This window comes from Paraphotobacterium marinum, assembly GCF_002216855.1.
GTDB classification, from domain to species: domain Bacteria; phylum Pseudomonadota; class Gammaproteobacteria; order Enterobacterales; family Vibrionaceae; genus Paraphotobacterium; species Paraphotobacterium marinum.
This window is the reverse complement of sequence record NZ_CP022356.1, coordinates 130,510-142,993: the sequence shown is the minus strand read 5'-3', so window position 1 is coordinate 142,993 and position 12,484 is coordinate 130,510. Positions and strand designations below refer to the sequence as shown.

At 31.2% G+C, this 12,484-nt stretch carries 10 protein-coding genes and 1 pseudogene; 8 read left to right on the top strand and 3 right to left on the bottom strand.

Features of this window, described 5'->3' with window-relative positions; all coding sequences use genetic code 11:
* Positions 1-31 precede the first annotated feature (31 nt).
* From CF386_RS07850 to pstB, 8 genes and pseudogenes are all read left to right on the top strand, one after another.
* Positions 32-985, top strand: coding sequence for a LysR family transcriptional regulator (locus CF386_RS07850; protein ID WP_089073880.1), 954 nt, complete (start codon positions 32-34; stop codon positions 983-985).
* 248 nt (positions 986-1,233) lie between these two features.
* Entirely contained in the window at positions 1,234-2,544 is a 1,311-nt protein-coding gene (gene fucP, locus CF386_RS07845) for an L-fucose:H+ symporter permease (protein WP_089073879.1), read from the top strand.
* Between the two features lie 74 nt (positions 2,545-2,618).
* Positions 2,619-2,960, top strand: coding sequence for a heavy-metal-associated domain-containing protein (locus CF386_RS07840; RefSeq protein WP_089073878.1), 342 nt, complete (start codon positions 2,619-2,621; stop codon positions 2,958-2,960).
* 23 nt (positions 2,961-2,983) lie between these two features.
* A pseudogene (locus CF386_RS07830) lies at positions 2,984-4,782 on the top strand (copper-translocating P-type ATPase).
* 154 nt (positions 4,783-4,936) lie between these two features.
* Positions 4,937-5,944, top strand: coding sequence for a PstS family phosphate ABC transporter substrate-binding protein (locus CF386_RS07825; protein WP_089073875.1), 1,008 nt, complete (start codon positions 4,937-4,939; stop codon positions 5,942-5,944).
* A gap of 500 nt (positions 5,945-6,444) precedes the next feature.
* Positions 6,445-7,332, top strand: a complete 888-nt coding sequence (gene pstC / locus CF386_RS07820) for a phosphate ABC transporter permease subunit PstC (protein ID WP_264080497.1) — start codon at positions 6,445-6,447, stop codon at positions 7,330-7,332.
* Complete coding sequence (gene pstA / locus CF386_RS07815) at positions 7,325-8,620, top strand: phosphate ABC transporter permease PstA (RefSeq protein ID WP_089073873.1); 1,296 nt, start codon at positions 7,325-7,327, stop codon at positions 8,618-8,620. The genes pstC and pstA overlap by 8 nt, the downstream gene beginning before the upstream one ends.
* 47 nt (positions 8,621-8,667) lie before the next feature.
* Positions 8,668-9,429 (top strand): phosphate ABC transporter ATP-binding protein PstB, encoded by a 762-nt coding sequence (pstB, locus tag CF386_RS07810; protein WP_455430258.1) that lies wholly within the window; start codon positions 8,668-8,670, stop codon positions 9,427-9,429.
* Positions 9,430-9,436: 7 nt separating this feature from the next.
* On the opposite strand, the gene CF386_RS07805 is transcribed toward pstB, so the two are convergent.
* The 3 genes from CF386_RS07805 to CF386_RS07795 form a co-directional block, all read right to left on the bottom strand.
* On the bottom strand, positions 9,437-10,759 hold the full coding sequence (locus CF386_RS07805; RefSeq protein WP_089073871.1) for a DEAD/DEAH box helicase: 1,323 nt from the start codon (positions 10,757-10,759) through the stop codon (positions 9,437-9,439).
* 68 nt (positions 10,760-10,827) lie between these two features.
* Positions 10,828-11,595 (bottom strand): ABC transporter permease, encoded by a 768-nt coding sequence (locus tag CF386_RS07800; RefSeq protein WP_089073870.1) that lies wholly within the window; start codon positions 11,593-11,595, stop codon positions 10,828-10,830.
* A gap of 15 nt (positions 11,596-11,610) precedes the next feature.
* Positions 11,611-12,234: an ABC transporter ATP-binding protein gene (locus tag CF386_RS07795; protein ID WP_089073869.1), complete on the bottom strand. Its 624-nt coding sequence runs from the start codon at positions 12,232-12,234 to the stop codon at positions 11,611-11,613.
* Positions 12,235-12,484 lie beyond the last annotated feature (250 nt).

Here is a 12,484-nt window from a genome sequence, read left to right as displayed (position 1 = left end):
GATATTTTGAATAGAAAATAATTTTATTTTTATGAGTAAAAGTTATCCATTTATTAGTCAATCATTAAATCATCTCGTTTGTTTTGAGTCTGTTGCAAGAAACTTGAGTTTCACTGATGCTGCAAAGGATTTATTTATCACTCAAAGTGCGGTCAGTAAACAAATTAAAAGTTTAGAAACTCAGCTTAATACTAATTTATTTATTAGAAAGGCAAAAAAATTAACTTTAACAAAACATGGAGAGTTTCTATTTAAAACTTTAAATCAACAGTTACCTGTACTAAATAATACAATGCAAAACATTCAAAATATGAATAATAATTCGCTTAGAATATTCGTATCCTCGACTCTAGCAGTTTCATGGTTAATGCCAAGACTTCATATTTTTAAAACAAAATTTCCTCAGGTTGAAATAAATATTTCGACACATATTGCCTCTCATAATGTTGAAAGTGGTATGAAGCAAGAGGGTGATTTTGATGTCATTATTGATATTGTGAAAGATTTTAAAGAAGATCCAAATAAAATAATTCTTCGAAAGGAATTATTAACACCAGTTTATTCACCTTTACTCAATTCTTCCAAAGCGGATCAATCTCTTTTATCTATCCAGCAGTTTTTAGAGTATCCGAGAATTCATTGTTATGATGAACATGACTGGAATACATGGATAAAGTTCAATCAAATTATGGATAAAAATAAAACATCTAACACCATTGTTGATACATTAGATTTAGCCATGAGATCTTGCTTACTTGGGCAAGCCGTTACTATTTCGGATATTAACTTAATTTTAGATGAATTAGAAAATGATTATCTTCGTATACCCAAAGAAAGTAAAATTACCGAAAGTGATTGGTCCTATATTTTTCAGGATGTTACACAAAATGATCTGACTAAACATTTTCGAATTTGGATTCAACAAGAAATGCAAAAAGATTATGACCGTTTAAATTTATTTAAGCAAAAAAATTCAAAAGCTTAAATAATTTTCAATATCCAGAAATAAAAATCAGATAAAGTGCATGAAAAACAAACGTAAATCCTGTTTTTATATATGAATTGTAACTTCATATATAAAAAATCATCACAAAAACCTTATTATTTGACCTTAATATCATTCTAAAAAAAAGGAGCTCAAAAGCTCCTCAAACCACTACCAACTTAGTCTAGATCTCTTTATTATGATTAAGTCATAAAAAGTATAATTTAATAAATTTAGGGAAAAATTAAATGCAAACATCAACTGTTAATGACTCCAGTCATTTAGATCTGGAAAATACAATAATCAAAAAAAAAGTAACGCATCCAACTGCATATGCTGTCTTGTGCTCACTCTTTTTTTTATGGGGGTTACCAAATATACTTCAAGGTATCATTATGCCCCAATTTCAAATTGGTTTTCAATTAAGTAACCTTCAAACCGGAATTTTAGATTTTTCTTTTTATATAGGTTATTTTTTTGCACCCATCATGGCAGGTATTCTTGCCAACAAATATGGCTTTAAAGCAACCATATTAATGGGGTTAACTTCTATCATTATAGGAAGTTTTTCATGCGCTAACTCTGCTATTCATTTTGAGTTTATATTTTTCTTAATTGGTCTTTTTATTATTGCCTTTGGTTGTGGTTTTTTAGAGACCTCGGCAAACCCACTCAGTACGTTAATGGGACACAAAGATTATGCGAGTTTTAGAATTAATTTTGCACAAATTTTTAATATGGCGGCCTCAGTATTGACTGCATTTTTTGGTGCTCAATTAGTTTTAGGTAAAGTCGCTTATAAAACTCAAGAGCAACTATCCAGTATGAGCGTAAACGATATTTCTAAATATCATCATTCACTAGTATCTTCAGCTACCACACCATATTTATTTTTAGCATCTATATTAGTTTTAATTTTTATTGTCACATTAATTACTAAATACCCTTCAGCAAAAGATATGGGAGATGCTGGTAGAAAATCTGATGGCTACTTGAAAACCATCAAAAGGTTAAAAACTGTTAAACATTTCAAATGGTCGTTATTGGCAATGTTTTTATTTTGTTGTGCGCAGGCTGGTCTTTGGGGGTTTGCAATTAGATATACAATGCTACATTTAAACATCAATCCTGCACAGGCCTCTATTTTCTATACTTACATCCTAATTGCATCCTTATGTGGACGAATTTTTGCTTCAATTATGTTGAGAAATTTTGCATCGCATACATTTTTGGGAATCATGGCTTTGCTAGCAATGTTTTCAGCTATAATAGCATCGTTTGTTTCAGGATCCCTAGGTGTTTATGCCTTAATAGCGGCTAGCTTTTTTATGGCTTGTATGTATCCTACAATATTTTCTTTAGGTATTAATAAATTAGGTAAAGATACTAAAATAGCATCATCATTCATTGTCATGATGATTATTGGTTGTGCTGTAAGTCCTCCTATTATGGGATTTATAGCTGATCATATGAAAAACTTTTCTGTTATTGAACTGATACCAGCCCTATGTTATTTGTATATTGCTTTTTTTGCCTTTAAAAAGGCTGTGAGTAAATAGTGATAGAGGACTCTTGACATTCACCTTAAGGTTAAGGTTAGACTAAACTATATTTACCAACAAAAGAGGCTCAAATGTCAAGGGTCAAATTAACTTTAAATAATATTAGATGCGCGGGATGTGTCTCTAAAATTGAAAAAGCATTAAGAGAAGTTAAAGGAGTTAGTAATGTATCAGTCAACATTGCAACCAATGCTGTTAGCTTCCAGGGCAAGGCCAAAACAGCTCAGGTCAAAGATGCTCTGAGTAAAATTGGTTATTCAATCAAAAGCCAAGCATCAAATGAACCTACCCGCTTTAATGCATACTATTGGAAAGCAGCTGCTGCCTTTTTGATTAGCGTGCTTAGCATGCAATTTACTTTACCCGTAGATTTAAATGAATTTAATACCCAAGCGCAACTCAATTTTTTTTGATTGCAGTTATTGTTCTAGGGACTATGTTATACGCTGGTAAAGATATTTATTTGTCAGCTTTGCAGAGCCTTAAAAGTTTGTCTTTTAACATGGATACATTAATTTTTGTTGGGACATTCTCCGCATGGATTTACTCATTTTTAATAATTATGTTTTATAAACATTTTCATGTCCTGTCTTTACATTTATATTTGGATGCTTCTGTTATGATTTTAGCCTTCATGAATATAGGACGTGCGCTAGAGCATAAAGGAAAAATAAAAGCAGCGGAACATACTGAAAGTTTACTGAATCTTTTCCCTCAAAAAGCTGTTCGACTGAATGGCGATGAAGAAAAAGTCATTATGGTCAACGATATTAAAAAAGACGATTTAATCAAAGTTTTGCCTGGTAAACAAATTCCGGTTGATGGTTGTATTGTTTCAGGTAAATCTCATGTTGATGAATCCATGATGACAGGTGAACCCATCCCAAATCTAAAGAAAATGAATGATAATCTTTATGCGGGCACCGTCAATCAAGAAGGGGTTCTTATAATGAAAGCAATTGCCGTTGGAAATGAAACAGCCTTGAATCAATTAAAAAAGCTATTGAAAATGCTCAAAATATGAAGCCCAAAATAACGCAAATAGTAGATAAAGTAACTTCATATTTTGTTCCAGCAATATTTTTAATATCCATTGTTGCTATGATTATTTGGTATTTTTTTGCGCCAGTACCTAAGGCAACATTTTTAATAACTATTGGGATATCTGTTTTAGTTATTGCTTGTCCATGTGCGTTAGGATTAGCTACGCCCATGTCTGTTTTATCAGGTATTAGTAGAGCCGCAAAGATGGGCATTTTTATTAGAAATGGTGATGCCCTGCAGGTATCTTCTAAAATATCCCATGTAGTTTTTGATAAAACAGGGACCATCACAAAAGGAAAGCCCTCTATAACTGAATTTGAAATTTACACCTCAAAATATAATTACAATGAAATTATCGAATTAATTTCTTCTTTAGAGAATAATTCGGATCATCCAATTTCACTGGCTTTTAAGGATGAAAATAAAGGAAAACCGCTCCCCATTTCAAATTTTAAAAATCATGTAGGATTTGGTATATCTGGAGAAATTAATCATAAAACCTATTATGTAGGGAGTGATTTTCTTCTAAAAAAACTGCTAGTTGATAAAGAAAAAATGAAAATAAAAACAAGTCACAATGTATACCTATTTCATGAAAACCATTTACTCGCCTCCTTTCTTGTTTCTGATATGGTTCGAGAGGAAAGTTATGACACTGTAAAGGCATTGAAAAAAATGGGGATTAAAAGTATATTGTTAACTGGCGATCAGTTATTAACAGCTAAAAAAGTAGCGCGTCAAGTTGGTATTGATGAAGTTTATGCAGAAGTAAAACCTCAGGAAAAGCAAGATAAAGTCATAGAAATGCAACAAAAAGGTTATACTCTTGCAATGATAGGAGATGGTATTAATGATGCTCCTGCTCTAGCGCAAGCAGATGTGAGTTTTGCTATGGGATCCGGCAGTGATGTTGCCTTAACATCATCTGATATTATTATTTTAAATACAAACTTAACATCAATTCCCAAAGCTATTAAACTTTCAAAGCTTACAATTAGAAATATTAAACAAAACCTCATTGGAAGTTTTTTCTATAATAGCATTGGATTGATTATCGCAACCGGAATTTTTTACCCATTTTTTCACTATTTATTAAGCCCAATTATAGCAAGTTTAGCTATGGCTCTTTCATCTGTAACTGTTATATTTAATGCTTTAAGATTAAGGTTCATGAAAATTTACAAACAATGAATATATTTTTGCGATTGTGTCTAAACAAATTCAGGCTGTCATAAAAAGTTCATATAATTGTTACAATCATGCGTATAAAGTGTTCTAAGTTAAAAAGGTTAGTTAAATTAACTTAGGACAATTACATGCTGAATATTAAAAATTTTTTTACAGGATTTGTAACTTTTGTTTTATTGGTGTTTCATCATCGGTATTTGCTCGAGATACTATTAATATTGTTGGCTCGTCGACCGTTTACCCTTTTGCGACTGTCGTAGCTGAAAAATTTGGTAAAGGTAGTCAATTTCGCGTTCCTAAAATAGAATCAACTGGATCAGGTGGAGGGCTCAAGCTTTTTTGTCAGGGACTTGGCGTCAATACACCTGATATTACAAATGCTTCCAGAAAAATTAAAGCTAGTGAGATTGAACTTTGTAAAAAGAACTCTGTGAATGAGATTGTGGAAGTTAAAATTGGATATGATGGAATAGCGATTGCTAATTCAAAAAAGTCAGCTCCGGTGAATCTTACACTCAAAGAAATTTTTCTTGCTTTAGCTAAAAATGTACCTAACGATAAAGGAAAGTTAATTCCAAATCCTTATACTCACTGGAATCAAATTAACTCTAATTTACCGAATCAAAAAATTGAAGTATTAGGACCGCCCCCTACATCAGGAACAAGAGACGCTTTCGTTGAATTGGCCATGGAGGGTGGTTGTAAAGCATTCCCTTCGATTCTAAAAATAAAAAAGGAAGACAAAGCAAAATATAAGGCGGTTTGTCATGCTATGAGGGAAGATGGTGCTTATATTGAGGCAGGTGAAAATGACAACTTAATTGTAAAAAAATTAGAAAAAAATCCAAATGCCTTTGGTATTTTTGGGTTTAGCTTCTTAGAGCAGAACCTTGACAAGGTTCATGGGTCAAAAATTAATAATATTGAGCCTAACTTTTCAAGTATTGGCGATGGAAAATACCCCATATCGAGATCACTATATTTTTATGTTAAAAAGGCTCATTTAGACGTTATACCAGGTCTTAAAGAGTACGTTTTAGCATTTACGTCTAAAAATGCAATTGGTCCTGATGGATATTTGACGGATCGCGGTTTAATACCACTTGCACCCTCCGAATGGAAGATTGTTCGAAATGATACTGAAACTATGAAAACCAATATTTAATTGATATTTCCATGAGCTATCTAATATTAGTTTTTTATTCTTGTATTTTGTTCTATTTTTCATTACGAAAAATAGAACATTTACAACAAAAAAACACATTAAATAAACAATCTTTTATATACAACTCTAAATATTATTATGCTATTTATGCACTCCTAATTTTAATTATATGTATATTGTTGTTTAATTTGCTTTATTACACTATAACGCCAATTGTGAGTTCATATCTCCTTAAACAGAAAATTGTCCAAATATTTCCATCAAGCCAAAATAACTTGGATCTCATTTACAATAAAATTATCAATCATTATGGCAATAATTTAATTCATCTTGATCCTAAATACTCAGATTTATATACAAGTTATACTTATTATCAATTCCTTTCAAATTGGATGTATTGGGTATTAATTATTCTAATATACGCTTATATCTCTTACTTTATAAAATCCCGGTTAACTTTGAAATTTCCAGCTCGACAAAAAGTTGAATTTTGGATAAAAATGATTTTATTTTCAGCTTCCGTTATTTCTATCATCACTACATTTAGTATAATTTTTTCTATCTTAATTGAATCGATTCAATTTTTTAATAAAGTTAATGTTTGGGATTCTATTTTTGGGCTAAAGTGGTCTCCACAAGTTGCATTACGTGATGATCAAACTGGCGCAACCGGATTATTTGGAATGGTTCCGCTTCTGTGGGGAACTTTTTTAATTTCATTCATTGCTTTATTAGTTTCAGGTCCTATCGGACTTATTAGCGCAATATATCTATCACAATACAGCACACCTAAAATTAGAAAGATTGTGAAACCAATTTTAGAAGTATTAGCTGGAATTCCAACAGTTGTGTATGGATTTTTTGCTATTTTAGTTTTATCACCTTTTATTAAAGACATAGCTATGGCGTTTAACATATCAAATGTTTCATCTGAAAACGCCCTATCTGCAGGTCTCGTTATGGGAATGATGATCATTCCTTTTATTTCATCCCTATCCGACGATGTTATTCAGGCTGTTCCTCAAAATATTAAAGATGGCGCTTTAGCCTTAGGAACCACAAAATATGAAATGATCATGAAAATCATTATTCCAACTGCACTTCCAGGGATATTTGGAGGTTTTCTGCTCGCAATTTCAAGAGCAATTGGTGAAACTATGATTGTTGTCATGGCTGCTGGATTAACCGCTAAATTAACAGCTAACCCTTTAGATTCTGTTACAACTGTTACGGTTCAAATTGTCACTTTATTAACAGGAGATCAGTCTTTTGATAGTACCAAGACATTAGCAGCATTTGCCTTAGCACTTGTTTTATTTTTGATTACATTAATGTTTAATTATATCGCCTTAAAAATCGTTAAAAAATACAAAGAACAATATGAATAAAAAACAAATTAAAATTAAAAATGAGTTAATACTTAACAGTTTAAAAAAGAGACATCAAAAAAGTTTCTTTCTTAAATCCATTGGTATTTTTTCAATTATCATCACTACTATTTTTATTACTTTGCTTGTTTTTACGATTATTATGAGTGGTAAAGGAGCTTTTTATAAGACTTTTATTACATTAGATGTAAATTTAAATTCAGAATTACTTGGGATATCAGGAGATAATGAAAAAGAATTAAACTTTAACGACGCTAACTACAATTTATTATTAAAAAAGTCATTATATAAAATATTTCCAGAAATCAAAAATAGAAAAGATAAAAAATTACTTTTTAGAATGATTTCCTCAAATAGTGAGTTTTTACTGAAAGATTACATACAGAAGCATCCTCAAAAGTTAAACCAAAACGTGAAACTCAATTTTCTAGTCAGTGACTCTGTTAATCTGAATTATCGTTACATGATAAAAAATGGCTCCTTTCCAAGTTGGAGTACCTTAACTTTAGAGCAAAAGAAAATATTCACTTTTTTAAAAAACAATAACTATTTACAGGAAAGATTTAACTTTGGATTTTTTTTGAATGGTGATAGTAGAAACCCTGAATCTGCGGGTTTAGGTGGCGCAATTGTTGGCTCTTTCTTAACTTTGGCACTTACATTTGTATTTAGTTTCCCAATCGGTCTATTAACAGCCGTCTATTTAGAAGAATATGCTAAAGAAGGCAGGATTAAAGATATCATAGAAACAAATATTAATAACTTAGCATCCGTTCCTTCAATTATTTTTGGATTATTAGGTCTAGCAATTTTTTTAAATGTTTTTCACTTACCTCGATCATCACCCTTAGTGGGAGCTTTAGTTCTAACACTGATGACACTCCCTACTATTATTATATCAAGTCGTTCTGCTTTACAGTCCGTCCCTCATAGTTATAGAGAAGCTGCTTACGGAATAGGTGCGTCCAAAATACAAGTTATCCTTTTTCATGTGTTACCACAAGCTTTTCCTGGTGTTTTTACAGGTGTTATTATTGGAATGGCACAAGCCCTAGGGGAAACCGCCCCATTGCTTTTAATAGGAATGGTTGCTTTTGTTGTTGAGATTCCTAATAGTATTATGGATGTGGCCACCGTATTGCCTGTACAAATTTTTCTATGGTCCAATAACCCTGAAAGAGGTTTTACTGAAAATACTGCTGGCGCTATAATCGTATTGCTTATGTTTTTGTTCATTATGAATATAGCTGCTATTTTACTGAGAAATAAGATGGAGCAAAAAAAATGACTACCGAGCATCTTCTTAATCAATCTATAACTTCTGGGCAAGCACTTATTCAAAACCCAATCATGTCAGTTAGAGGATTAAATGTTTTCTATAATCAATTTCATGCCGTTAAAAATATAAATTTAGATATCGGAAATCAACAAATTTTAGCTCTAATAGGTCCATCTGGTTGCGGTAAATCCAGTTTTTTAAGATGTTTAAATCGCATGAATGATACTATTTCAGATTGTCGTATTACCGGCACTATTGAATTTGACAACCAAAATATTCTAAATAAAAATATAGATCCTGTATACTTGAGAGCAAGAGTGGGAATGGTTTTCCAGAAAGCTAACCCTTTCCCTAAATCCATTTTTGAGAATATCGCTTTTGGTATTAAAATACACGGTCTTTCAACAAATAATCAAGATCTTGAGCATCAAGTTAAAAAAGCCCTTGATAAAGTTGGGCTTTTAAAGGAAGTTGAACATAGATTAGAACAATCAGCGCTTGGTTTATCTGGAGGTCAACAACAACGCCTTTGTATTGCTAGAGCCATTGCAATTAACCCTGAAATTATTTTAATGGATGAGCCTTGCTCGGCATTAGATCCAATTGCAACAGCTAAGGTTGAAGAATTAATTCAAAACTTGAAACAAAACTTTAGTATTGTCATGGTTACACATTCCATGCAACAAGCCAAAAGGCTTGCTGATCGAACAGCCTATTTTCACATTGGAGAGCTGATTGAAGTAAATGAAACATCTTTGATTTTCAATCAACCACAAAATAATTTAACCCACCAATATGTTGAAGGAAAGTTTGGTTAGCTCTACTTTATTTCTTTTTAGGGATAAAAACATTATCCCCTACATCTTGATTATCAAGAAAACTTTTATCAAACGATTTTTTTAATTTCGTTTTCTTGCTTCTATCTTCAACTTTTGAATTAGAAGTTAATTGTTTCTTCTTCTTTGAAAAATCTGCTTTGCTAACGTTTAAACGATAACCTTTAAATTTCGCGATCAGTCCTGGAAGTTCAATAAATTTTAACTTATAGCTTAAAAAAGTTCTTAATTTGATATAACTTTGCCAATCTTTAGGTCCTACGAAAGAAAAAGCTCGTCCTTTATTACCAGCCCTACCTGTTCTTCCGATACGATGAACATATTCTTCTGAATGTTTTGGCAAATCAAAATTTACAACAATCCCAACTTTATCTATATCTAGACCTCTTGATGCAACATCCGTCGTTACAAGTATTTTAAAAACATGTCTTTCAAATTGACTTATAATCGTATTTCGTTGTGTCTGAGAAAGTTTACCACTTAATGCAATTGCTTTTAAATTCATTGTATTAAGAAGATCAGCGATTCGACTGGTATCATCACGAGTTGCTGTAAAGATAATAACTTGTTCATATTCGGATGTTTCTAATAAATGAGTAAGCTGTTTCTCTTTTTGTGTCACATTATCTGAAAAAATAAACTTTTCTTCAATGTCAGCGTGTGAGACTTCACTTTTTTCTAAAATAATTTCTTTAGGAGAGTTTAAAATTTCAGATGCCAATATTTTAATTTCAGGGTCATCCAGCGTAGCAGAAAAAAACAAAGTTTGTCTTTTACGATGATCTGCTTCATGATTAATCATTTCAACTTCTTTTTTAAACCCCAAATCCATAATTCTATCGGCTTCATCTAAGATAAGCATTTCTAAACCATCCAAGAAAAGACTTCTATGATTGATATGATCCACTATTCGACCAGGCGTGCCAATAACAATCATAGGATCTTTATTTCTTAGTTGTTTCTCTTGATCATTAAAATTTTCTCCACCTAAAATTAAAGCTGCATCATAAGGTGTTCCCGAAATAAAAAGTCGCAGCTGAGCAAAAATTTGTCTAGCGAGCTCCCTTGTTGGGGCAACAATAAGAACTCTTGCATCTCTTTTCTTAAATGGTTTAGATTTATACATTCGCTGAAGAATCGGCAAAATGAACGCAAGTGTTTTGCCAGAGCCTGTTTTTGATGAGGCTAAGATGTCTTTACCAGAAATAGCGAGAGGTATAGTGTTTTTTTGTATTTCAGTAGGTTCATTAAAATTTAAGTGTTTAATTTTTCGTAAAATACGCGGATCTAATCCCAATAAATCAAAAGTCAAAAGTAAATATCCAAAGAAAAGTTTAAATTAATTTTATCATAAACTTAGAAAAAGATGTATTTAAAAATTTACCACCTTAAACGACCATAACTATCAAAAGAATCACGACTCAATAAAAAAAGTGTTGTACATACAGAAATCATTGCTGAAGTAAAAATTGCCACAAATAAAATCGATTGATATTTGACGGCTAAAAGTGGAGATGTCCCACTTAAGATTTGACCTGTCATAATGCCCGGTAAAAAAACAACACCGACTCCCATCATATTTGCAATTTGGGGCTCGATAGCAGATTTTACAGCTTGTCTCATAAAAGGTAAGTTTGGATTTTTAGTTCCAATAGCCAAGAAAAATTGATATTCATTATGTTTTTCTTTAACTGATGTATACCATTTATCCAGTGCAATGACATTAACGGTCAAGCTATTTCCTAAAATCATACCTGCAATAGGGATCATATATTGTGCCCCCCACCAAGGTTTTGCGTTTAAAGTAAAAATTAACAAAAAGGGTAAAATAATTATCAAGGCAATACTATTGCCTAATAAAATTGAAAATGCTGCCGCTTTGAATTTAACTTTTGTTCTTTTACAAATAATAAGAGCAGAAAATAAAATCATTAAAAACAATAGTATAAAATTCAGCCAAATTATATGAAGTTTAAAAAGTGTTTGTAAATACAAACCAATAATTATTAGCTGCAAACTCATTCTGGTAATTGCAATTAATAAATCTTTTTTTAAATTAATGTTTAATAGTTGCAGTAAACCCAAAGGTATAAAAATGAGACAATAAAATCCTAAAAATTGGGTATATGAAAAATTGATAACATCCACTTCTGTTCTCCCCCTCTACATTATATGTACATGTTTGAAAGCATTTATCCAAAGAGGATCATGTGAAATCGAAATAGATAAAACATTTTGAGATTTTAAATGTTTTATTAGCAATAATGTCAACTCTCTATCAAGTGCAGAAGTAGGTTCATCAAGAAGCCAAATAGGTCTTTTCATTAAAGACCCTCTAATAAAGCATATTCTTTGTTTCTCTCCACCTGAAAGAAGTTTGACTTCTTTATCCAAATCAATTTGATCAAAACCAAATTCAGATAACATTGATTTCAAGTATTTTTTATCCGGTTTTTGTTGTTTTATTATATTTAACTGCCATGGAAGCATCAAAGCTTCATAAATACTAATAGCACCCATAACTGGTTCTTGTGGCAAGTAATTTATTTTTTGACGCCAATAAGCAAAGTTAGCAGTTGTAATTTCTTGATCATTCCAAAATAATTTCCCCGATTTTTTCGGAAATAAAGTCGCTAAAACTTTCAGAATTGTACTTTTCCCAGAGCCCGACTGTCCTTGAATAGTAAGATGTTGATTTGTGAAAAGATCAAAAGATAATGTTTTTGTTTTATTTTTCTCAAAGCCACTTGTTAAGTTTTCACAACAAAAGCGATTTTTAAATGTCATAACTGAAATTAAGCAATTTTATTTAGTGTAGTTTTAACAATAAATTTTCATGAATTCAATATGTAACTCTTTATTTTTTATTCTAAAAAAAAATGAATGTATCTAAAAATAAAATTAATGTATCTAAAAATAAATTTAATATTCCAATAACCTTTTTTTATATAAAATAAAGTTATTATTATGATAATTTTTATTTAATAGTAATGATAATAATTATCATGTAAGGTGATCAGCCTATAAAAAATTTAAT

Excerpts from the sequence above, each read along its gene's own strand:
- CF386_RS07850 (WP_089073880.1), top strand. The coding sequence starts at position 32 with ATGAGTAAAAGTTATCCATTTATTAGTCAATCATTAAATCATCTCGTT.
- fucP (WP_089073879.1), top strand. The coding sequence starts at position 1,234 with ATGCAAACATCAACTGTTAATGACTCCAGTCATTTAGATCTGGAAAAT.
- CF386_RS07840 (WP_089073878.1), top strand. The coding sequence starts at position 2,619 with ATGTCAAGGGTCAAATTAACTTTAAATAATATTAGATGCGCGGGATGT.
- pstC (WP_264080497.1), top strand. The coding sequence starts at position 6,445 with ATGATTTTATTTTCAGCTTCCGTTATTTCTATCATCACTACATTTAGT.
- pstA (WP_089073873.1), top strand. The coding sequence starts at position 7,325 with ATGAATAAAAAACAAATTAAAATTAAAAATGAGTTAATACTTAACAGT.
- CF386_RS07795 (WP_089073869.1), bottom strand. The coding sequence starts at position 12,234 with ATGACATTTAAAAATCGCTTTTGTTGTGAAAACTTAACAAGTGGCTTT.